At 67.3% G+C, this 22810-nt stretch carries 17 protein-coding genes and 2 pseudogenes; 16 read left to right on the forward strand and 3 right to left on the reverse strand.

Annotated features, from left to right (window positions below; genetic code table 11):
* Nucleotides 1–5 precede the first annotated feature (5 nt).
* The 7 genes and pseudogenes from WS75_RS17885 to WS75_RS17905 all read left to right on the forward strand — a co-directional run bounded on the left by WS75_RS17885 (nucleotide 6) and on the right by WS75_RS17905 (nucleotide 6448).
* Nucleotides 6–1580, forward strand: a complete 1575-nt coding sequence (locus WS75_RS17885) for a sugar ABC transporter ATP-binding protein (protein ID WP_059681726.1) — start codon at nucleotides 6–8, stop codon at nucleotides 1578–1580.
* A 27-nt stretch (nucleotides 1581–1607) separates the two neighbouring features.
* Nucleotides 1608–2633: an ABC transporter permease gene (locus tag WS75_RS17890; RefSeq protein WP_014722872.1), complete on the forward strand. Its 1026-nt coding sequence runs from the start codon at nucleotides 1608–1610 to the stop codon at nucleotides 2631–2633.
* Nucleotides 2634–2676: 43 nt separating this feature from the next.
* Nucleotides 2677–2823 (forward strand): annotated as a pseudogene (locus WS75_RS33655) (sugar phosphate isomerase/epimerase); the annotation flags it as partial.
* A 63-nt stretch (nucleotides 2824–2886) separates the two neighbouring features.
* On the forward strand, nucleotides 2887–3900 hold the full coding sequence (locus tag WS75_RS17895; protein ID WP_059681727.1) for a Gfo/Idh/MocA family oxidoreductase: 1014 nt from the start codon (nucleotides 2887–2889) through the stop codon (nucleotides 3898–3900).
* Nucleotides 3901–3936: 36 nt separating this feature from the next.
* Nucleotides 3937–4068: pseudogene (locus WS75_RS33660) on the forward strand (AP endonuclease); the annotation flags it as partial.
* 65 nt (nucleotides 4069–4133) lie between these two features.
* Nucleotides 4134–5306 carry a Gfo/Idh/MocA family protein gene (locus WS75_RS17900; protein WP_059681728.1) on the forward strand — a complete coding sequence of 391 codons (1173 nt, stop codon included), beginning with the start codon at nucleotides 4134–4136 and terminating at the stop codon, nucleotides 5304–5306.
* Nucleotides 5307–5563: 257 nt separating this feature from the next.
* Complete coding sequence (locus tag WS75_RS17905) at nucleotides 5564–6448, forward strand: MurR/RpiR family transcriptional regulator (RefSeq protein ID WP_059681729.1); 885 nt, start codon at nucleotides 5564–5566, stop codon at nucleotides 6446–6448.
* Nucleotides 6449–6509: 61 nt separating this feature from the next.
* On the opposite strand, the gene WS75_RS17910 is transcribed toward WS75_RS17905, so the two are convergent.
* On the reverse strand, nucleotides 6510–8030 hold the full coding sequence (locus WS75_RS17910) for a CoA-acylating methylmalonate-semialdehyde dehydrogenase (protein WP_059681730.1): 1521 nt from the start codon (nucleotides 8028–8030) through the stop codon (nucleotides 6510–6512).
* Between the two features lie 108 nt (nucleotides 8031–8138).
* On the opposite strand from WS75_RS17910, the gene WS75_RS17915 reads away from it, so the two are divergent.
* From WS75_RS17915 to WS75_RS17945, 7 genes are all read left to right on the forward strand, one after another.
* Entirely contained in the window at nucleotides 8139–9074 is a 936-nt protein-coding gene (locus WS75_RS17915) for a LysR family transcriptional regulator (protein WP_059606543.1), read from the forward strand.
* A gap of 128 nt (nucleotides 9075–9202) precedes the next feature.
* Nucleotides 9203–9430 (forward strand): sulfurtransferase TusA family protein, encoded by a 228-nt coding sequence (locus WS75_RS17920; protein ID WP_006753156.1) that lies wholly within the window; start codon nucleotides 9203–9205, stop codon nucleotides 9428–9430.
* A gap of 226 nt (nucleotides 9431–9656) precedes the next feature.
* A complete protein-coding gene (locus WS75_RS17925; protein ID WP_059681731.1) occupies nucleotides 9657–10109 on the forward strand; it encodes a hypothetical protein in 453 nt (150 codons plus the stop codon).
* 254 nt (nucleotides 10110–10363) lie between these two features.
* Complete coding sequence (locus tag WS75_RS17930; RefSeq protein WP_006402120.1) at nucleotides 10364–11068, forward strand: response regulator transcription factor; 705 nt, start codon at nucleotides 10364–10366, stop codon at nucleotides 11066–11068.
* Nucleotides 11065–12432 (forward strand): FecR family protein, encoded by a 1368-nt coding sequence (locus WS75_RS17935; RefSeq protein WP_059681732.1) that lies wholly within the window; start codon nucleotides 11065–11067, stop codon nucleotides 12430–12432. Before WS75_RS17930 ends, WS75_RS17935 begins: the two co-directional genes overlap by 4 nt.
* 10 nt (nucleotides 12433–12442) lie before the next feature.
* Nucleotides 12443–14830, forward strand: a complete 2388-nt coding sequence (locus WS75_RS17940; RefSeq protein ID WP_059681733.1) for a CHASE2 domain-containing protein — start codon at nucleotides 12443–12445, stop codon at nucleotides 14828–14830.
* A 37-nt stretch (nucleotides 14831–14867) separates the two neighbouring features.
* Nucleotides 14868–15482, forward strand: a complete 615-nt coding sequence (locus WS75_RS17945) for a DUF4136 domain-containing protein (protein WP_059681734.1) — start codon at nucleotides 14868–14870, stop codon at nucleotides 15480–15482.
* A 60-nt stretch (nucleotides 15483–15542) separates the two neighbouring features.
* On the opposite strand, the gene galU is transcribed toward WS75_RS17945, so the two are convergent.
* Both galU and WS75_RS17955 read right to left on the reverse strand, forming a co-directional pair.
* Nucleotides 15543–16427 carry a UTP--glucose-1-phosphate uridylyltransferase GalU gene (galU, locus tag WS75_RS17950; RefSeq protein ID WP_059681735.1) on the reverse strand — a complete coding sequence of 295 codons (885 nt, stop codon included), beginning with the start codon at nucleotides 16425–16427 and terminating at the stop codon, nucleotides 15543–15545.
* An 87-nt stretch (nucleotides 16428–16514) separates the two neighbouring features.
* Nucleotides 16515–19382: a valine--tRNA ligase gene (locus WS75_RS17955; protein ID WP_059681736.1), complete on the reverse strand. Its 2868-nt coding sequence runs from the start codon at nucleotides 19380–19382 to the stop codon at nucleotides 16515–16517.
* Between the two features lie 213 nt (nucleotides 19383–19595).
* On the opposite strand from WS75_RS17955, the gene WS75_RS17960 reads away from it, so the two are divergent.
* The gene (locus WS75_RS17960; protein ID WP_059681737.1) at nucleotides 19596–21959 is read left to right on the forward strand and encodes a UvrD-helicase domain-containing protein; all 2364 of its coding nucleotides are present in this window, start codon (nucleotides 19596–19598) and stop codon (nucleotides 21957–21959) included.
* Nucleotides 21956–22753 (forward strand): 5'-methylthioadenosine/adenosylhomocysteine nucleosidase, encoded by a 798-nt coding sequence (locus tag WS75_RS17965; RefSeq protein ID WP_059681738.1) that lies wholly within the window; start codon nucleotides 21956–21958, stop codon nucleotides 22751–22753. The genes WS75_RS17960 and WS75_RS17965 overlap by 4 nt, the downstream gene beginning before the upstream one ends.
* Nucleotides 22754–22810: the final 57 nt, after the last annotated feature.

Raw genomic sequence — 22810 nt, forward strand, 5'->3', positions numbered from 1 at the left:
CGTCCATGTTTACAGCCAGGATGGCGCGCTCGATGGCCAGCGAAAGCGCGCCGGCCGCCTCGTTCGCCGCATCGGGTTCGTCCGCTGCGCCCGTCGACGATTGCCTGCTGGAGGTGCGCGGCGTCGGCAAGTCGTTTCCCGGCGTCGTCGCGCTCGACGGCGTGCAGTTCCGCGTGCGCCGCGGCACGGTGCATGCGCTGATGGGCGAGAACGGCGCCGGCAAGTCGACGCTGATGAAGATCATCGCGGGCGTCTACACGCCCGACCAGGGCGAGATCCTGATCAACGGCGAGCCGGTCGTGCTGAGTGGCCCGCTCGACGCGCTCGATCGCGGGATCGCGATGATCCACCAGGAACTCAACCTGATGCCGTACATGACGGTCGCGGAGAACATCTGGATCCGCCGCGAACCGAAGAACCGCTTCGGCCTGATCGATCACGCCGAGCTGCGCCGCCGCACCGCCGCGCTGTTCGAGCGGCTGTCGATCGACATCGACCCTGAAGCCGACGTGCGCACGCTGACGGTCGCGAGCCGCCAGATGGTCGAGATCGCGAAGGCCGTGTCGTTCGACTCCGACGTGCTGATCATGGACGAGCCGACTTCCGCGCTGACCGACAAGGAGGTCACGCACCTGTTCCGGATCATTCGCCAGCTGCGCGAGCAGGGCAAGGGCATCGTCTACATCACGCACAAGATGAACGAGCTGTTCGAGATCGCCGACGAGTTCTCGGTGTTCCGCGACGGCAAGTACATCGGCACGCATGCGTCGACCGACGTCACGCGCGACGACATCATCCGGATGATGGTCGGCCGCGAGATCACGCAGATGTTTCCGAAGGAGGAGGTGCCGATCGGCGACGTCGTGCTGGCCGTGAAGAACCTCGGCGTCGACGGCGTGTTCCGCGACGTCAGCTTCGAGCTGCGCGCGGGCGAGATCCTCGGTGTGGCGGGCCTCGTCGGGTCGGGGCGCTCGAACGTCGCGGAGGCGCTGTTCGGCGTCGTGCCTGCGACCACCGGCGAGATCCGGATCGACGGCAAGCCGGTGCGCATTTCCACGCCCGCGCAGGCGATGAAGCACGGGATGGCGTTCCTCACCGAGGACCGCAAGGACACCGGCTGCTTCCTGAATCTCGACCTGCTCGCGAACATGGAAGCGGCGGTGCTCAGCCATCGCTACGTGAAGTTCAATTTCGTGCGGCAGGCGCAGTTGAAGCGCGACTGCGAGGAAATGAGCCGGATGTTGCGCGTAAAGACGCCGGGGCTGCACGAGGAAATCCAGAACCTGTCGGGCGGCAACCAGCAGAAGGTGCTGATCGGCCGGTGGTTGCTGACGCAACCGCGCATCCTGATCCTCGACGAGCCGACGCGCGGGATCGACGTCGGCGCGAAGGCCGAGATCCACCGGCTCGTCAGCGCGCTCGCCAGCAAGGGCGTCGCGGTTCTGATGATCTCGTCGGAAATGCCGGAAGTGCTCGGCATGAGCGACCGCGTGATGGTGATGCACGAAGGCCGGATGACCGGCATCGTCGAGCGCAAGGACGCCGACCAGGTCCGCATCATGGACCTGGCCTCGCGCTGAGCCGCAACAAGCATGGAGACAACTGAAATGGGCAACCTGAATCCGGTCGCGGACGCGCAGTCCATGACGATCAAGACGCGGCACGCGAAGTGGCCGCCCGAACTGAGCATCTTCCTGGTGCTGGTGGGCATCAGCCTGTTCTTCGAGGTGATCGGCTGGCTCGTCGTCGGCCAGAGCTTCCTGTTCAACGCGGAGCGGCTCGAGATCATCGTGTTGCAGATGGCCGTGATCGGCATCATCGCGGTCGGCGTGAACCTCGTGATCATCACCAGCGGGATCGACCTGTCGTCGGGGTCGGTCGTCGCGGCGGCGGCCGTCGTGTCGGCCAGTCTCGCACAGGTATCCGATTTTCCGCGCGCGGTGTTCCCGCACCTGACCGACCTGCCGATCATCTGGCCGGTGCTGGCCGGCGTGTGCGTCGGCCTGCTGGTCGGCCTCCTGAACGGCTCGCTGATCGCGCTGACGGGAATCCCGCCGTTCATCGCGACGCTCGGCACGATGGTTGCCGCGCGCGGCTTCGCGAAGTGGTTCACCAACGGGATGCCGGTGTCGATGCTGACCGACCAGTTCGCGGCGATCGGCGCGGGGGCGAACCCGGTCATCATCTTCGTCGTGGTGGCCGCGATCTTTCACGTCGTGCTGCGCTACACGCGCTTCGGCAAGTACACGTACGCGATCGGCGCGAACCGTCACGCGGCCGTCGTGTCGGGCATCAACGTCACGCGTCACCTGGTGTTCGTCTATGCGATCGCGGGCCTCTTGAGCGGGATCGCCGGCACCGTGACGGCCGCGCGTGCGATCTCCGGCCAGTCGGGCATGGGCGTGATGTACGAGCTCGACGCGATCGCGGCCGTCGTGATCGGCGGCACGTCGCTGTCGGGCGGTCTCGGCCGCGTGACGGGCACCGTGATCGGCGTGCTGATCCTCGGCGTGATGACGTCGGGCTTCACGTTCATCCGGATCGACGCGTATTACCAGGAGATGGTCAAGGGCGCGATCATCGTCGCGGCCGTGATCGCCGACCAGTATCGCAACAAGAAGTCGCGCCGCTGACCCGCTGCGACCGAACCTGAAAACGGCCGGCTCGAAGCAGATCCGCGTGCTCGGCGCGGCCGGCTTCGACGGTGTGACGTCGTCGTGCGTATTCGCATGGGGGAACCGCGCGGAAGCATCGTCGCGCTACATGCGCGACACGATCCGGCGCTGCGTCGATCGCCATTTCAAGGGTGCGGCGGCACGTTGACACATGACTGACCGGCGCGGCACGGGTCGCGCCGCTGATGAACGAAAGACAGGAGATATCCGGATGACCTTGCACATCGGCGTGATCGGCTGCGGCGCGATCGGCCAGGACCATATCCGCAGGCTCACGCGCACGCTGTCCGGCGCGCGCGTGGTGGCCGTCAACGACATCGATCCGCAGCAGGCGCGCGATGCGGTGACGAAGTACGGGCTCGATGCGGAAATCTACGGCGACGGCCACGAAGTGGTCGCGGCCGCCGACGTGCAGGCCGTGCTCGTCACGTCGTGGGGGCCGACGCACGAGGCGTTCGTGCTCGACGCGATCGCGCACGGCAAGCCCGTGTTCTGTGAGAAGCCGCTCGCCGTCACGGCCGAAGGCTGCATGCGGATCGTCGAGGCCGAGGTCGCGCACGGCCGCCGGCTCGCGCAGGTCGGTTTCATGCGTCCGTACGATGAAGGCTATCGTGCGCTCAAGCGCGTGATCGACAGCGGCGAGATCGGCGCGCCGCTGATGCTGCATTGCGCGCACCGCAACCAGTCGGTCGGCGAGCGCTACACGACCGACATGGCGATCACCGACACGCTGATCCACGAGCTCGACGTGCTGCGCTGGCTGCTTGGCGAGGACTACGCGAGCGCGCAGGTCGTCTACCCGAAGAAGACGCGCCATGCTGGCGCGCATCTCGCCGATCCGCAGATCGTGCTGCTCGAAACCGCGAGCGGCGTGCGCATCGACGTCGAGATCTTCGTGAACTGCCAGTACGGCTACGACATCCAGTGTGAGGTGGTCGGCGAGAACGGCATCGCGAAGCTGCCCGATCCGCCGGCCGTCGGGCTCAAGCATGCGGCACGGCAGTCGGTCGAGATCATGACCGACTGGAAGGAGCGCTTCATCGCGTCATACGACGTCGAACTGCAGGCCTTCATCGACGGCGTGCGGCAGGGCGCGCTGACCGGGCCGTCCGCTTGGGACGGCTATGCGGCCGCGGTCGCGGCCGACGCCTGCGTGCGCGCGCAAAAGAGCGGGGCGGTCGAGCCGATCGCACTAGCCGAACGCCCGGCTTTCTATCGCGGCTGACAGGCTGATATCGGGTCGCGCGGCCACGCTCGCGGCCGCGCGCTGGACGACTTCGGCTATGCGGAATACATCGCGATCGAACAGGAACGCGATCCGCGCAACGCCGGCACGAACCTGCGCGACGTCGCGGCGAGCCGCGTGTTTCCCGCGTCAGCCGGGTTCGCGTGAACGACCGGCGGCTCGACCTTCGCACACACACTGAACACCTGGAAACGGACAGGAACACGACAATCATGATCGACGGACAGATTCTGCTCGGGCATTCGATTCCCTGGGGCATGGTCGGCGGCGGCCTCGGCAGCCAGATCGGCTACAGCCACCGATCGGCCGCATTGCGCGACGGCAGTTTCCAACTGGTCGCCGGCGCGTTCGACGTCGATGCCGAGCGCGGCCGGCAATTCGGCGTGAAGCTCGGTGTCGACGCGCAACGCTGCTATTCCGACTACCGGACGATGTTCGAAGCCGAGGCGAAGCGCGCCGACGGCATCCGCGCGGTGTCGATCGCAACGCCGAACAACACGCACTTCGAGATCTGCCGCGCCGCGCTGAACGCGGGGCTGCACGTTGTCTGCGAGAAGCCGCTGTGCTTCACGACCGACGAGGCCGAGACGCTGCAGCGGCTGTCGGTCGAGAAGAATCGCATCGTCGGCGTCGCGTACGGCTATTCCGGACACCAGATGATCGAGCAGGCGCGCGAGATGATCGCGCGCGGCGATCTCGGCGAGATCCGCATCGTGCAGATGCAGTTCGCGCACGGCTTCCACAGCGAGGGCGTCGAGGCCGCGAGCTCGGCCGCACGCTGGCGCGTCGACCCGAAGTTCGCGGGCCCGAGCTACGTGCTCGGCGACATCGGCACGCATCCGCTGTACATCTCGGAAGTGATGGCGCCGGAACTGAAGATCAAGCGGCTGATGTGTTCGAGGCAGAGCTTCGTGAAGAGCCGCGCACCGCTCGAGGACAACGCGTTCACGATCATGGAATACGACACCGGCGCGGTCGGCTACGTCTGGTCGAGCGCGGTGAACGCGGGCTCGATGCACGGACAGAAGGTGCGCGTGATCGGGTCGAAGGCGAGCGTCGAATGGTGGGACGAGCATCCGAACCAGTTGCGCTACGAAATCCAGGGGCAGCCAGCGCAGGTGCTCGATCGCGGGATGGGGTACCTGCATCCGCAGGCATTGCGCGAGGATCGCATCGGCGCCGGGCATCCGGAAGGGCTGTTCGAAGCGTGGTCGAACCTGTATGCGCGCTTCGCGTTCGCGATGGACGCCGCCGATCGCGGCGACGGAAAGGCGTTGGAGGGCATCCGTTTTCCGGACGTCCGCGCGGGTGTCGAGGGCGTGCGATGGGTCGAGAACTGCGTGCGGTCCGCCGATGCGGGCGGCGTGTGGGTCGACTATCGTTGAGCGATGGGGGGCCGATGCCGATGCCGGCGTCGGTGAACGCCCTAGTCTTTACGCCGGGGCAAGCACGTTGGAAAATCGTTTCCAGCCAAGCCGTGGAGCGTGTGCAGGTGATGATCGAGCGCGTGGGAGCGAGCGTGCGGCGCGGTCCGTGCCGCAAACGTGATTAAATTCGCCCTTCATGCATGTGTACAGGTGAGTCCCGGGCGGCGTGCGTCGGTATCGCGCGCGCATCGGGGCCGTCAATTTCGCGCTACCCGATGAGTTCATCCGAGAAACCTCCCGCCACCGTCGAGCAGTTCCTGCAGCATCTGACGCAGGAGTACGACGGCCTCAGCAATCGCCTGAAGGTGATCGCGCGCCACGTGGAAACGAATCGGGATCAGCTTGGCCTGGAAGGCATCCAGTCGCTCGCGGAGGCGTGCGGGGTCCAGCCGTCGGCCGTCGTGCGCTTCGCGAAGCATTTCGGCTTTTCCGGCTTCTCCGAGATGCAGCGATTGTTCCGCGAGGGCCTGGCCCAGCAGATCGCGCCGGGCCGCGCGTACAACCTGCGATTGCGCGACGTGATCGAATCGGGCTCGTCGAGCCTGCAGCCCGAGCAGATCGCCGACGAATTCATCAAGGGCAGCATTGCCGGGATGCAGCAGTTGCGGCAGACGCTCGACCCGCAGGCGCTTGCGCAGGCCGTCGACCTGCTCGCCAACACGCAGGCAATCTGGATCGCCGGCTCGCGCCGCGCGTTTCCGATCGCCGTCTATCTCGACTACGCGCTGCAGCACACCGACAAGCGCATCGGCCTGTTCAGCGCGCTCGGCAGCATGCATCTCGGGCAGATCCGGTCGGTGCGCGAGGGCGACGTGATGATCGTGATCTCGTTCATGCCCTATGCGGAGGAGACCGTGCAGGTCGCACAGCAGGCCGTGCAACGCGGCGCGCGCCTGATCGCGATCACCGACAGCCGGATGAGCCCGCTGGCGCGGGATGCCGAGGTGACGCTGATGGTGCAGGACAGCGCGACGTTCGGGTTCCGTGCGCTGACCGCGACGATGGGCCTCGCGCAGAGCCTGTTCGTGGCGCTCGCATACCGGCTCGAGCTTTCGTACCTGCCGACCGCCGACGGCGCGCACGGCACGAAGGCCGGCTGACGCCGGCCTTCCGCATGCCTGCCGCCCCGGGCACATCCGGCGGGCGGCATACCCATCGCGCTTACTTCGCGGTCGGCATCGCGAACTCGGCACCCTTGCCGATGCTCGACGACCAGCGCTGCATCACCGACTTCTGGCGCGTGTAGAAGCGCACGCCTTCCTCGCCGTATGCGTGCATGTCGCCGAACAGGCTCTTCTTCCAGCCGCCGAAGCCGTGCCATGCCATCGGCACCGGGATCGGCACGTTGATGCCGACCATGCCGACCTGGATGCGCCGCGCGAATTCGCGCGCGATGCCGCCGTCGCTCGTGAAGCACGACACGCCGTTGCCGAACTCGTGCGCGTTGATCAGGTTGACCGCTTCGCCGAAGTCCTTCACGCGCACGCAGCCGAGCACGGGCCCGAAGATTTCTTCCTTGTAGATGCGCATGTCGGGCGTCACATGATCGAACAGCGTGCCGCCGGTGAAGAAGCCTGCCTCGCGGCCCGGCACGCGCAGCCCGCGCCCGTCGACCACCAGTTGCGCGCCTTCGCTCACGCCTTGCTCGATATAGCCCTCGATGCGCTTCAGCGCTTCGCCGGTGACGATCGGACCCATCTCGACTTCCGGCGACATCCCGTCGCCGATCACCAGCTTGCGCGCGCGCTCGGCGACCGCCGGCACGATCTTGTCGGCCACGTCGCCGACCAGCACCGCGATGCTGATCGCCATGCAGCGTTCGCCCGCCGAGCCGTACGCGGCGCCGATCAGCGCGTCGACCGCCTGCTCGATGTTCGCGTCGGGCATCACGACGAGGTGGTTCTTCGCGCCGCCGAGCGCCTGCACGCGCTTGCCCGACTGCACCGCACGCTGCTGCACGTAGGCCGCGATCGGCGTCGAGCCGACGAAGCTGACGGCTTGCACATCCGGATGGTCGAGCAGCGCGTCGACCGCGCCCTTGTCGCCCTGCACGACGTTGAACACGCCGGCGGGCAGGCCGGCCTGCGTCAGCAGGTCGGCCATGAACAGCGCCGCCGACGGGTCGCGCTCGCTCGGCTTCAGCACGAACGTGTTGCCCGTCGCGAGCGCGACCGGGAACATCCAGCACGGCACCATGCAGGGGAAGTTGAACGGCGTGATCCCGGCGACAACGCCGAGCGGCTGGCGCATCGTCCAGTTGTCGATGCCGGTGCTGACCTGATCGGTGAAGTCGCCCTTCAGAAGCTGCGGCACGCCGCACGCGAATTCGATGATGTCGATGCCGCGCGCGACTTCGCCCTGCGCGTCGGAGAACACCTTGCCGTGCTCGGCCGTGATGATCGCCGCGAGCGCGTCGCGGTGTTCATTCATCAATTGCAGGAAGCGGTGCAGCACGCGTGCTCGGCGGATCGGCGGCGTCTCGGCCCAGGCGGGGAACGCGGCGTGGGCGGACGCGACGGCCTGCTGCACCTCGTCGTCGCCGGCGAGCGCGACGCGGCGCACCGCGCGGCCGAGCGCCGGATTGAGGACGTCCTGGAAGCGGCCGCTGCGGCCGGCAACGGGCGCGCCGTCGACATAGTGGCCGACGTCGGCGTCGGACGAGTAGGCGGGAACCGGGTTCATCGTGTCTCCAGAGGATGGGGGTGGACGGAACCTAGTCTAGGCAAAGCGGCGGGGCGGGAGAAGGCCGCGCAGCTTGATTCACTGTTCAGAAGTCTGAATAATCGGCGAATGAATCAGCAAAATGTCCAGGCGCTCTGGCCGCATATCCATTCGCTGACCGTGCTGGCGGCGGCAGGCAGTTTCACGGCCGCCGCGCAGCGGCTCGGCATCAGCAAGGCCGCGATGAGCCAGCGCATCGCCGATCTCGAGAAGGCGGCCGGCGTGCCGCTGGTGCGGCGCACGACGCGCAGCGTGCGGCTCACCGACGCGGGGCAGACGCTGGTCGACAGCACGCGCGATGCGTTCGAATCGATCGGCCAGCACTTCGCGCGCGTGAAGGACCTCGCCGGCGAACCGCGCGGGCTGCTGCGCGTGACGGTGCCCGTCGCGCTGGGGCGCCAGCAGGTCGTGCCGCACTTGCCCGATTTCCTGCGGCAGCATCCGGGCGTGCATATCGAACTCGACCTGTCGGACCGGCTGCATTCGCTGACGCAGGAGGGTTTCGACCTCGCGATCCGCCATACGACGATCGCGCCGCAAACCCACGTCGCGTGGAAGCTGTGCGACACGCGTTCGTTGCTCGTCGCGAGCCGGGACTACCTCGACGCGCGCGGCACGCCGCGCCACCCGAGCGAACTCGTCGACCACAGCTGCCTGTGCTACCTGCGCGACAACGAACCGGCGGCCTGGAGCTTCGAGCCGGACGGCCGCCGGCGCCAGCGCGTGAGCGTGCCCGTGCGCGGCAGCTTTGCGGCGAACAACAGCGAGGCGATGCGCGAGGCTGCGCTCGGCGGGCTCGGCATCGCGTTGCTGCCGGATTTCAGCGCGCGGCGCGATCTCGACGCCGGCCGGCTCGTCGCGCTGCTCGACGGCTGGCGACCGTCGGGCGCGTTCGGCGACCACATCTTCGCGATCCGGCCGTACAGCCCGGTCGTGCCGAGCGCGGTGCGCGCGCTCGTGCGGCACCTGCGCGAGCGGCTCGCGGGCGGATTCACGGGCGCCTGACGGGCGAGGGCTGGCGCGCCGCGTGGCATGGCCGGACCCCGGCCACCCGGGCAGCGGGGGCCGCGCTGCGGTAAAATCGCCGCTTCCTCCCGCGCCCGTGTGGCGCGTCATTCGAAGGTCGACAACTGATGCAGATTCACAAGGAAGTGGATGCGCGCGGGCTCAATTGCCCGTTGCCGATCCTGCGCGCCAAGAAAGCGCTCGCCGATATGGAGAGTGGGCAGATCCTCAAGGTGCTCGCCACCGATCCGGGCTCGCAGCGCGATTTCGCCGCGTTCGCGAAGCAGACGGGCAACGAGATCGTCGAAGTGACGACCCAGGACAAGACGTTCGTATTCCTGATGCGCCGCCGCTGACGGTCCGCATCACGCGCCGCTTGCGGCACCCGCACGGGCAGCGCTCGTTGCGGCGTGGCCGCGCCTCTGACACCTCTGACAATTCTTAAACCTCGTCACACGGCCGGCTGCGTATACTGACCCGGCCGGTCGTCCGTCTCGGATCGATGCGCCGGCCACGGTATGTCATATGAGGCTGGCACGGGGGCCATGCCTGACACTACCGTCGTACAAACGGGGAAAGGACATGTCCTTCAGACCAGGGACCATTCGAAGTCCGTCCGCAGCGGAATGCATCGCGCCCGCACGCGCGGCGGGGTTGAGCCGGATCGAGCTCGACCCGCAACAGGATCGCCACGCGCGCGCCGCGCTGGAGGCCTATGCCGATTCGGCGGCGGCCGAGATGCCGTGGCTGGCCGAATCGCTCGACGAAAGGCTGCGCGGCGCCGCGCAGGACGACGGCGCGGGTCTCACGTATTGCGGCGCAACGATCGAGCGCGTGTTCGATCTCGCGCAGACGTTGGCGGCGAGCCAGCCCGACTACGCGGCGCCGGCGTGGGAGCGCGTGCGCCGCCAGCTGCAGCGGATTCTGCGGCAGCCCGTGCTGCGGCAGCCGGAAGATCTCCCGGTCGAGCGGCTGCGGTGCCTGTCGACCGACGATCTGGCCGAGCCGGTGGCCGGCCAGGCGGGCCCTGACTAGGCGCGCGCTCGCGCGACGAGAAGGATTATTCGAATAAAGGACCGTAGTTCGCGCAATTTCTTGGCGAATTTCATACTACTATGGTGAAATCGCCGGTTCGTCCGTGCCCCGTTTTCGAGATATTTTGCCGGGGTGCCGTGTCGCGCAGGTTGCGCGCTCGGCAAACGACGGCTCGCTGGCCGGCGTCGGCGGCCGTGCACGTGCTGCGCGGGGTGAGCTGAACTGGACGAATCGATTTCGATTTGCGGGGTGCTATGAGAATTGCTGTACTGGATGACGATCCGGCCCAGACGGATTTCGTCAGTCAAACGCTGACGGCCGCTGGCCACACATGCTATGCGTTCAAGGAAGGCAAGGCCCTGAAGAAGCGTCTGCAGCGCGAGACGTTCGATCTGCTCGTGCTCGACTGGAATGTGCCGGACATGTCCGGCGAGGAAGTGCTCAAGTGGGTGCGTGCGAACCAGACCGAGCACAGCCTGCCGATCATCTTCATGACGAGCCGCGACGACGAGGCGGGGATCACGCAGATCCTCAACGCCGGCGCCGACGATTACGTGGTCAAGCCCGTGTCGGGCCCGATCCTGCGCGCGCGCATCGGCTCGCTGCTGCGCCGCGCGTATCCGGTCAACGCGGAGGCGACCGTTCGCGAGTTCGACCAGTTCCGCTTCGACGTGAACCTGAAGCAGGCGTATGTCGGCGACAAGGCCGTGAGCCTCACGCAGAAGGAATTCGAGCTCGCGCTGCTGCTGTTCCAGCATCTCGACCGGCCGCTGTCGCGCGCGCACATTCTCGATCTCGTGTGGAAGCAGGCGACCGACATTCCGTCGCGCACGATGGACACGCACATTTCGATGCTGCGTACGAAGCTCGGCCTGCGGCCGGAAAACGGCTATCGCCTCGCGCCGATCTACGGCTACGGCTACCGGCTCGAGCGGGTCGGCCAAGGAGAACCGGAGTGACCCAGCGAATCACGCAGCGCGCGGCGCGCTTGCGCACGGCGGCACTGCACGCGGCGTGCGCGGTCGCGGTCGCGTTCGCGTTCGCGGCACAGCAGGCCGTCGCGCAGCCGCCCGCTGCCGTGGGCAAGACGGTCGTCTACCGCACGCATGCCGGCGACACGCTGTACGACGTCGCCGCGCGCTACCTGCAGGGTCCGGACGACTGGCAACTCCTGCAACAGATCAACGGCGTGCCCGCGCCGAAGCACCTGCAGACGGGCATCGCGCTGAAGCTGCCCGTCGCGCGCCTGCGCAAGGAAAAGCTGACCGCGCGCGTCGTCGCCGTGCAGGGCACGGCCGAGCGCGCGTCCGGCGCCGCTTACGCGCCGCTCATGAGCGATGCGACGCTCACCGAGGGCGACCGCGTGCGCACGGGCGCGAACGGCTTCCTGACGCTTGAACTGGCCGACGGCACGCACATGAGCCTGCCGCCCGACAGTCAGCTCGACCTGAAGACCTTGCGCCGCACCGTGCTGACCGGCACGCTCGATCGCGAATTCGAACTCACGCGCGGCTCGGTCGACAGCGAGGTCACGCACCTGAAGAAGCGCGACGACCGCTTCCAGATCCGCTCGCCGTCGGTCGTGGCCGGCGTGCGCGGCACGCGGTTCCGCGTGAACTACGACGCCGCCGGCAACGCGGCGACGCGCGTCGAGGTGCTCGACGGCACCGTCGGCGTCGCGGGCAAGCAGCAGCCGGCCGACCCGACGCTCGTGCATGCGAACTTCGGCAGCGTCTCGACGTCGTCCGGCGCGGTCGGCGCGCCCGTGCAACTGCTGCCGGCGCCCGCGCTGATGCATCCCGACAAGGTGCAGGACGAGTCCGACCTCACGTTCGACGTCGAGCCGCTCGAGCGTGCGCACGCCTATCACCTGCAACTCGCGCGCGACGCGGGCATGCTCGAGCTGTTCAGCGAAACGCGCACGGTCTCGTCGCGCGCGGTGTTCCGCGAGGTGCCGAACGGTACGTACTTCGTCCGGATTTCCGCGATCGACGACAACGGCCTCGAAGGCATGCCGCACATTTACGCGTTCGAGCGGCGCCTGATGGGGCTCGACGCGACCGCGTCGCCCGGCCCGAACGGCTATGAGTTCCGCTGGTCGCCGAATGGCGCGAGCAAGGATGCGCGTTATCGGTTCGTGCTGTCGCGCTCGAAGGACCTGAGCGCGCCGGTCGTCGACCAGATGGGCCTGCAGGCGCGCAGGATCACGGTTTCGCACCTGCCGCCCGGCGACTACTACTGGGCGGTGACGGTCGAGGAATTCGAAGGCGGCAAGTTCTATCAGAAGACGAGTCCGGTCAGCGCGTTCACGTTGTCGCGCTGACCCGCGGCGCATGAAAACCGACTCCGTTTCCCCGCGGCGGCGCCTCGGCCGCCGCTTCCTGATCGAGTGGATCGCGATCGGCTGCCTCGGGATCGCGGTGATCCTCGCGTGCGCGTTCGGCCGGTTCTCGTCGAGCGTCGACGGGCTCATCTACGACCGGCTGCTGATGCTGCGCAGCCTGCCGTTGTCGCCCGATGTCGTCGTCGTCGACATCGACAACCAGAGCGTGTCCGCACTCGGCCGCTGGCCGTGGCCGCGCAGCGTGCATGCGCGGCTGCTCGACACGCTGGCGCGTGCACAGCCGGCTGCCGTCGTCTACGACGTGCTGTTTACGGAGCCGTCACCGGAAGATCGCGCGTTCGCGGACGCCATGACCCGTGTGCCGACCTTTCTGCCTGTCTTGCTGAGTCCCGAGCATGCGGACGGCACGCGCACCATCGATCCGCCGGTGGCCGAGCTGTCGGCACGCACGACGGGGCTTGGCCACATCAATCTCGAAGTCGACCCCGACGGTATCGTGCGCAGCGTCGCGCTGTTCGAAAGCGACGGACGCGTGCGCTGGCCGCAACTGATGGTGCCCGTCTATCGTGCGATCCAGGCCGGCCGGCTGCATCCGGTCGGCGGTGTGCCCGGCGCGAATGCGCACGACCTGTCGCGCGACGCGACCGGTGAGGGCCGCTATCTGATCCCGTTCAGCCGCAACACGCCCGCCTATCCGACGCTGTCGTTCGACGACGTGCTCGAAGGGCGCGTGAAACCCGACGCGCTGCGCGGCAAGATCGTTGTCGTCGGCGTGACCGCATCGGGCCTCTACGACCGCTTCGCGACCCCGGTGTCGGGTGACTTCGGTCCGCTCGCCGGCGTGTACATTCATGCGAACGTGCTCGACATGCTGTCCACCGGAAGCGCGATCCTGCCCGCGTCTCGTACCTGGCTCTTCGTCGCATCGCTGCTGCCGCTCGCCGTGCTGCTGGGCGGTTTCCTGATGCTGTCGCCGTGGCGCGCGCTGCTGCTGACGCTGAGCCTGGCCGCGCTGTCCGTCGTCGCGAGCCTGGCGCTGCTGTTCGAGGCGCGCGTGTGGCTGTCGCCCGCGCCGGCGATCTTCGGGCTGGTCGCCGTATACCCGATCTGGAACTGGCGGCGCCTGGAAATGACGATGTCGTACCTGCGCCGCGAGCTGCAGCGGCTGGCCGACGAGCCGCACCTGCTGCCCGAGGCGCCGCGCACGCGCAGCGTCGGCGGCGACGTGCTCGAACGGCAGATGGCGCTGATGGCGCAAGCCGCGCAGCGCGTCCAGGACATGAAGCGCTTCGTGTGGGACAGCCTCGACAGCATGCCGGAGCCGATCTTCGTCACCGACCTGGCCGGGACCGTGCTGATCGCGAACCATGCGGCGAAGCGCTACGCGGCGCGCCTCGCGCTGCCGCTGCCGGAAGGGCGGCCGCTGCGCGCCGCGCTCGGCGAGTTGACCTTCATGAAGACCGTCGACGGCAACGCCGAACACGACGTCACGATTCGCGAACACTGGCCGGCCGCGCTCGACCCGACGCTCGGGGCCGAAGACGAAGCGATGGCGCGCGGCATCGAGGTGCGCGATCGCGACGGGCTCGACCATCTGTTACGCTACGCCCCGTGTACGAATGCGCAGGGCCACGTGACGGGCTGGATCGCCGGCCTCGTCGACGTGACCGAACTGCACGCGGCCGAGCGGCAGCGCGAGGAGGCGCTGCACCTGCTGTCGCACGACATGCGCTCGCCGCAGTCGTCGATCCTCGCGCTCGTCGAGATCGAGCGCGATCGCGTCGAAACGGACGCGATGCGCGGGCTGCTCGCGCGAATCGAGCGGTACGCGCATCGCGCGCTGTCGCTCGCCGACGAGTTCGTGCAGCTGGCGCGCGCGGAGTCGCAGGCATATCAGTTCGAACCGACCAGCCTCGTCGACGTGCTGATCGACGCGAGCGACGAAGTCTGGCCGCAGGCGCAGGCGAAGCGCATCCGCATCGAGACCGACGTCGGCACCGACATGTGCTGGGCGCGTGCCGACCGCTCGCTGATCACGCGCGCGTTCGTCAACTTGCTGAACAATGCTGTCAAATACAGTCCGTCCGACACGGTGATCACGTGTACGCTGACGGTCGAGCATGCGTCGAAGCGGATGTTCTGTACGATTCGCGATCAGGGGTACGGCATTGCGCCGGAAGATCAACGGCATCTGTTCGAGCGTTTCAAGCGATTCCATGCGGGCGAGCGGCCTGAAATTTCGGGCTCGGGGCTCGGCATGGCATTCGTGAAGACGGTCGTCACGCGCCACGGCGGCAGCGTGACGGTCGACAGCGAAGTGGGTGTCGGCACCGCGGTGACGGTGTCGCTGCCCGCGATCGACGAGCCGTCCGCCTGACAGGGCCGGGCACGACGGCAGGCATTTGGGGGAAGTCATGAGAAAGGAATGGGCAGCGACCGCGCTGGCGGTGGCGCTGTTGACGGGTTGCGCCGGTGTCACGACCGGCGTGAGCGCGCTCGGGCAGCCGAACGCGTTCGAATCCGGGGCGCGCGACTACGATTTCGTTCGCACGGCCGCTCAGGCGGACGATGCCGAATACCGGCAGATCGAGACGCTCGTGCGCGACGAACTCGCGCATCGCGGCTTCGACGCGCAGCGAGGCCGGGCCGCGCGCTACCGGCTGTCGATCGCGTACGCGACGCAGCCGGCGTCGGTCGCGGCGACCGCCGACCAGTGCGGTGCGGCAAGCAGCGCGTGCGTGACCGTCGACGGGCCGGCACCGTTGGCGTTGCCGTTCGCCGGCAAGGTGTACCGCCACGTGCTGACGCTGCGTTTCGTCGACGCGAAGTCGGGCGCCGACGTCTATCGCGTGTCGGCGTCGATGCGCGATCGCGATGCGGGCTCGCAGCAGGCCGCGCCGACGCTCGTGAAGAGCGCGCTCGCGAAGCTGCCGTTCGAGCAGGGCGACGGCTGGCTCGTGAAGACGAAAAAAGACGACGCGGGCGCAATGCCAAGCGTCGTCTCGGTGAAGTCGGCCGCCACGCGCTGACGCGCCGGCCGTGAGGTGAGGGCGGGCCCGCCGCGCAGGCGAGGCCGGCCCGTGCCGCGTTCAGGCAGCCGGTTGCCCGTTGCCGCGCGTGCGCAGGTACGCGTCGAACTCTGCGCCGACTTCCGGGTGGCGCAGCGCGAATTCGACCGTCGCCTTCAGGTAGCCGAGCTTGCTGCCGCAGTCGTAGCGCGTGCCGTGGTACTTGTACGCCAGCACCTGTTCATCGGCGAGCAGCGCCTGGATCGCGTCGGTGAGCTGCAGTTCGCCGCCCGCGCCCGGCTTCAGCGCGCGCAGGTGTTCGAAGATCCGCGGCTTCAGGATGTAGCGGCCGACCACGCCGAGGTTCGACGGCGCGACTTCCGGCGCCGGCTTCTCGACGATCGCCGACATCTTGACGATCGACTCTTCCCATTCCTTGCCGTCGACGATGCCGTACGACTTCGTCTCCGACGGCGGGATCTCTTCCACGCCGATCACCGAGCTGTGATAGTGGTCGAACACATCGACCATCTGCTTCATCACGGGCGGGTTGCCGTCGAGCAGGTCGTCGGCGAGGATCACCGCGAACGGGTTGTCGGCGACGAGCTTCTCCGCGCACAGCACCGCATGGCCGAGGCCGAGTGCTTCCGGCTGGCGCACGTAGAAGCAGTCGACGTGGCTCGGCTTGATGCTGCGCACGAGTTCGAGCAGTTTCTCCTTGCCGCGCGCCTCGAGTTCGGCCTCGACTTCGTACGACTTGTCGAAGTGATCCTCGATCGCGCGCTTGCTGCGCCCGGTCACGAAGATCATCTCGGTGATGCCCGCGGCGATCGCTTCCTCGACGGCGTACTGGATCAACGGCTTGTCGACGACGGGCAGCATTTCCTTCGGGCTCGCCTTCGTTGCCGGGAGGAACCGCGTGCCGAGACCGGCAACGGGGAATACCGCCTTGGTGACTTTCAACATGATCGAACCTTTATTCCTGTAATCGACTTGTCAGACAGTCTATGTTCACGTTCCGATTATAGTGAACGCAAACGACCTTACCGTTTGTTACGCAGGCAACCGATCGAGCTGAGCGCGCAGTTTGTCCAGCGTGCTCTGGAATTCCGCGACGCGCTTCTGCTCCTGTTCGACCACGGCCGGTGGCGCTTTCGCGACGAACGCCTCGTTGCCGAGCTTCGCGTTGCACTTCGCGATCTCGCCCGTCAGGCGCGCGATTTCCTTCGACAGGCGCTCGCGTTCGGCAGCGACGTCGATTTCCACCTTCAGCACCAGCTTGTTCGGGCCCACGATCGCGATCGGCGCGCCGTGCGCCGCCTGGTCGAGCGTGGCTTCGTCTGCCAGGATCTGCACTTCCGACAGGCGGGCGAGGGCCTGGACGTACGGCGCGAACGAGCGCAGGCGCTCGGCATCGCCGGCCGCGAGCAGCGGCACCTTGGTCGCCGGCGACAGGTTCATCTCGCCGCGCAGGTTGCGGCACGCGTCGACGATCGCCTTCAGGTCGGCCGCCCATTGCTCCGATGCCTCGTCGATCTTCTGCAGGTTCGCGACCGGATACGCCTGCGTCATCAGCGACGCTTCGCCCTCGGCCTTGCCTTGCGGATAACGGCCGGCGAGCGGCGCGACCTTCTGCCAGAGCGCTTCGGTGATGAACGGAATGATCGGGTGCGCGAGGCGCAGCACCGTTTCCAGCACGCGCAGCAGTGTGCGGCGCGTCGCGCGTTGCTGTTCCGGCGTGCCGTTCTGGATCTGCACCTTCGCGAGTTCGAGGTACCAGTCGCAGTACTCGTCCCACACGAACTTGTAGATGCTGGTGGCGATGTTGTCGAAGCGGTAGTCGGCGAAGCCCTTCGCGATGTCGGCCTCGGTGCGCTGCAGGAGCGACACGATCCAGCGGTCGGCCGCCGAGAAGTCGAGGTAGCCGCCGGGGCCGCAGTCGCCCGCGCCGCAGACTTCCGGCTTGTCGGCGCCGCAGTCGTGGCCTTCGCAGTTCATCAGCACGAAGCGCGTGGCGTTCCACAGCTTGTTGCAGAAGTTGCGATAGCCTTCGCAGCGCGCAAGGTCGAAATTCACGTTGCGGCCGAGCGTCGCCATCGACGCCATCGTGAAGCGCAGCGCGTCGGTGCCGAACGCGGCGATGCCGTCCGGGAATTCCTTGCGCGTCTTCTTCTCGATGGTGGCGGCCTGTTTCGGGTTCATCAGGCCCGTCGTGCGCTTCGCGACCAGCGTTTCGAGGTCGATGCCGTCGACGATGTCGATCGGGTCGAGCGTGTTGCCCTTGCTCTTCGACATCTTCTGGCCTTCCGCGTCGCGCACGAGGCCGTGCACGTAGACGGTGTGGAACGGCACCTTGCCGGTGAAGTGCGTCGTCATCATCACCATCCGGGCGACCCAGAAGAAGATGATGTCGAAGCCCGTGACGAGCACCGACGACGGCAGGAAATGCTTCAGCTCAGGCGTTTCGTTCGGCCAGCCGAGCGACGAGAACGGCACGAGCGCCGACGAGAACCACGTGTCGAGCACGTCCTCGTCGCGCTTCAGCGCGCCCGTGTAGCCCTGCGCGGCGGCCTTCGCGCGCGCATCTTCCTCGTTGCGTGCGACGAACACCTCGCCGTTCTCGCCGTACCATGCGGGAATCTGGTGGCCCCACCACAGCTGGCGCGAGATGCACCAGTCCTGGATGTTCTCGAGCCACTGGTAGTAGGTGGTCGTCCAGTTTTCCGGCACGAACTTGATCTGGCCGTTGCGCACGACGTCGAGCGACGTTTCGGTGATCGACTTGCCCGGGTTGAACGTGCCTTCCGGCGCCGGCTTCGTCATCGCGACGAACCACTGGTCGGTCAGCATCGGCTCGATCACGACGCCCGTGCGGTCGCCGCGCGGCACCATCAGCTTGTGCGGCTTCACGGAGTCGAGGAAGCCTTCCGCATCGAGGTCGGCGACGATCGCCTTGCGCGCGTCGAAGCGGTCGAGGCCGCGATACTGCTCGGGGCCGTTGTCGTTGATCTTCGCGTCGAGCGTCAGGATCTCGATCGGCGTGAGGTTGTGGCGTAGGCCGACCTGATAGTCGTTGAAGTCGTGCGCGGGCGTGACCTTCACGACACCCGTGCCGAACTCGCGGTCGACGTAGTCGTCGGCGATCACCGGGATCTCGCGGCCCGTCAGCGGCAGCGTGACGAGCTTGCCGATCAGGTGCGCGTAGCGCTCGTCTTCCGGATGGACCATCAGCGCGACGTCGCCGAGCATCGTCTCGGGACGCGTCGTCGCGACGGTCAGCGAGCCCGAGCCGTCGACGAGCGGGTAGCGGATGTGCCACAGGTGGCCGTTTTCCTCCTCGCTCGCGACCTCGAGATCCGACACCGCGGTGAGCAGCACCGGATCCCAGTTGACGAGGCGCTTGCCGCGGTAGATCAGGCCCTGTTCGTAGAGCGTGACGAACACGTCGCGCACGGCGGCCGACATCTTGTCGTCCATCGTGAAGTATTCGCGCGACCAGTCGGGCGACGCGCCGAGGCGGCGCACCTGGCCGGTGATCGTCGAACCGGATTTTTCCTTCCATTCCCACACGCGCTCGACGAACTTCTCGCGGCCGAGGTCGTGGCGCGACACGCCCTGTGCGTCGAGCTGGCGCTCGACGACGATCTGGGTCGCGATCCCCGCGTGGTCGGTGCCGGGCAGCCACAGTGTGTTCTCGCCGAGCATCCGGTGGTAGCGGGTGAGGCCGTCCATGATCGTCTGGTTGAACGCGTGGCCCATGTGCAGCGTGCCCGTCACGTTCGGCGGCGGCAACTGGATCGAGAAATCGGGGCGGGCCGGATCGAAGGCCGGGGCCGCATAGCCGCGCTTTTCCCACTCCGGCCCCCATTGGGACTCGATGGTGCGGGGCTCGAAACTCTTCGCAAGCGTGTTGTCGCTCATGGTGGAAATCTGCCGAAAAATGCGTGAATTGGATGCCGAATCTGACAATTATAAATGGATGCACATCGGCCAGCCATCGCTGGCCCGTGCGGGCGGGTCGCAGGGGCGCCGCAACGCGCGCGACGGCATGCGGCGGAGCGGATCGGAAACGGCATCGCGCGGCCGACTTATAATGGCGGGTCCGCATTTTTCTCGCACGCCCGCTGCCGCTCCATGCCCGATCTGCTCGCCAATCTGAACCCTGAACAATACGCCGCCGTCACGCTGCCGAACGAACCGGCGCTGATCCTCGCGGGGGCGGGCAGCGGCAAGACCCGCGTGCTGATCACGCGCATCGCGTGGCTGATTCAGCAGGGATACGCGTCGCCGGCCACCGTGCTGGCCGTCACCTTCACGAACAAGGCCGCGCGCGAAATGATGGCGCGGCTGTCGGCGATGATGCCGATCGACACGCGCGGCATGTGGATCGGCACGTTCCACGGGCTGTGCAACCGGATGCTGCGCACGCACTGGCGCGACGCCGGCCTGCCGCAGACCTTCCAGATCCTCGACACGGCCGACCAGTTGTCCGCGATCAAGCGGCTGATGAAAGCGGCGAATGTCGACGACGAAAAATATCCGCCGAAGAACGTCCAGTACTTCATCAACAACGCGAAGGAGCAGGGGCTGCGTCCCGACAAGGTCGACGCGTCCGACAACTTCAACCGCAAGTTCGTCGAGCTCTACCAGGCGTACGACCAGCAGTGCCAGCGCGAGGGCGTCGTCGATTTCCCCGAGCTGCTGCTGCGCTGCTATGAGCTGCTCGCGTACAACGCGCCGCTGCGCGCGCACTACCAGGCGCGCTTCAAGCATATTCTCGTCGACGAGTTTCAGGACACCAACAAGCTGCAGTACGCGTGGCTCAAGATGCTCGCGGGCGGCGAGAACGCGATCTTCGCGGTCGGCGACGACGACCAGTCGATCTACGCGTTCCGCGGTGCGAACGTCGGCAACATGCGCGACTTCGAAGACGAATTCCGCGTGCGCAACCTGATCAAGCTCGAGCAGAACTACCGGTCGCACGGCAACATCCTCGACGCGGCGAACCAGCTGATCTCGAACAACTCGCATCGCCTCGGCAAGAACCTGCGCACCGACGCCGGCCATGGCGAGCCCGTGCGCGTGTACGAGGCGAGCACCGATGCGCAGGAAGCCGGCTGGATCGTCGAGGAGATCCGCTCGCTGATCAACACCGGGATGTCGCGCAGCGAGGTTGCCGTCCTGTATCGCAGCAATGCGCAGTCGCGTGCGATCGAGCACACGCTGATGACGTCGGGCATCCCGTATCGCGTGTACGGCGGCCTGCGCTTCTTCGAGCGCCAGGAAGTGAAGCACGCGCTCGCGTACCTGCGCCTGATCGACAACCCGAACGACGACACCGCGTTCGTGCGCGTCGTGAATTTCCCGACGCGCGGGATCGGCGCGCGCTCGATCGAGCAGCTCGCGGACGCCGCGCGCCTGTACGACTGCTCGATGGCCGCGGCGATCCCGTACGTCACCGGCAAGGCCGGCACGAGCCTCGGCGCGTTCGCGAACCTCGTCGCGAAGATGCGCGCCGAGACGCAGCAGATGAGCCTGCCGGAAACGGTCGAATACGTCGTGCGCGCGAGTGGCCTCGCCGATTTCTACCAGGGCGAGCGCGAAGGCCAGGACCGCCTCGAGAACTTGCAGGAACTCGTGAACGCGGCCACCGCGTTCGTCAGCGAGGAAGGTTACGGGCTCGATGCGCCGGCCCGCTCGATTCCGCTGCGCGCGGGCGCGATCGCGGCGCCGGAGCTTGGCGTGGACGCGGACGATCCGACAGTCGACGTGCTCGATCCGGCGCCGCTCGGCGACCCGGCGCAGAACCCCGACACGATGACGCCGCTCGCGGGCTTCCTGTCGCACGCGTCGCTGGAAGCCGGCGACAACCAGGCGCAGGCCGGCCAGGACGCGGTGCAGCTGATGACGGTGCACGCGGCGAAGGGTCTCGAATTCTCGGCCGTGTTCATCACCGGCCTCGAGGAAGGGCTGTTCCCGCACGAGAACAGCGTGCTCGAATCGGATGGTCTCGAGGAGGAGCGGCGGCTGATGTACGTCGCGATCACGCGCGCGAAGGAGCGGCTCTACCTGTCGTTCGCGCAGAGCCGGATGCTGCACGGCCAGACGCGATACAACGTGCGCTCGCGCTTTTTCGACGAATTGCCGGAGCACGTGCTGAAGTGGCTCACGCCGAAGGTCGAGGCGGGTTCGCGCTGGGGCGGCCGCTCGGACAACGCCGGCTGGGGGCGCGACTGGTTCGCGCGGCCGGGCGGCGGCAGTCGCGAGCAGGTCGTCGACGCGGCGGTCTCCGCGCCGCTGCCGGCGTTCGCGAACAAGCAGCGCGCGGCCGACACCGGCTTCCGCATCGGCCAGCAGGTATTTCATACCAAGTTCGGCGAGGGGACGGTCACCGCGCTCGAAGGCAACGGCGCCGATGCGAAGGCGCAGGTGAAGTTCAAACGTCACGGCGAGAAGTGGCTCGCGCTGGCGGTCGCGAAACTGCAGGCGGTGGAATGATGAGCATCGCCATGACTGAAACGGTTTCGACGCGCCCGCTCGGCATTCTGGCAGCGCTGCCCGAGGAACTCGGCGACCTGATCGCCGCGATGCGTGCCGAAGGCGCGATGAAGACGATCACGCTCGGTCTTCGCGATTATCACATCGGCACCGTGCACGGCGCGGCCTGCGTCGTCACGCTCGCGCGGGTCGGCAAGGTTGCGGCCGCCGCGACGGTCAGCGCACTGATTCATGTGTTCGGCGTGTCCGGCATCGTATTCACCGGCGTCGCCGGCGGCGTGTCGCGCACGGTACGCGTCGGCGACGTGGTCGTCGCCGATCTGCTGCTGCAGCACGATCTCGATGCGTCGCCGCTGTTTCCGCGCTACGAGGTGCCGCTGCTCGGCATCACGCGGTTCGCGACCGATGCGGCGCTGACGGCTCGTCTGAAGGCCGCGTGCACGATGTTCGTCGCCGAGGAGGGCGCGCAGTTCGCCGAGCGTTTCGGGCTGGCGGGTGCGACGTTGCATGGCGGGCTGATCATCAGCGGCGACCGCTTCGTGTCGAGCGAGCGGGAAGTCGTCGCGCTGCGCGACGCGCTGCCGGACGCGCTCGCGGTCGAGATGGAAGGTGCGGCGATCGCGCAGGTGTGCGCCGAGCACGACGTGCCGTTCGCCATCGTGCGCACGATCTCGGACACGGCCGACGATCATGCGACGCAGTCGTTCTCGCACTTCCTGTCGGCGATCGCGAGCAGCTATTCGTCCGGCATCCTCAAGCGTTTCCTTTCGCTGCATGCGACGACGGCGGCCTGAAGCCGCCGTCGCACGTTCCCTTCGACTCGGTCGGCCGCGGCACACATGCCGCGGCCG

The organism is Burkholderia sp. FL-7-2-10-S1-D7, assembly GCF_001524185.1.
In the GTDB taxonomy this organism is placed as follows: Bacteria; Pseudomonadota; Gammaproteobacteria; order Burkholderiales; family Burkholderiaceae; genus Burkholderia; species Burkholderia diffusa.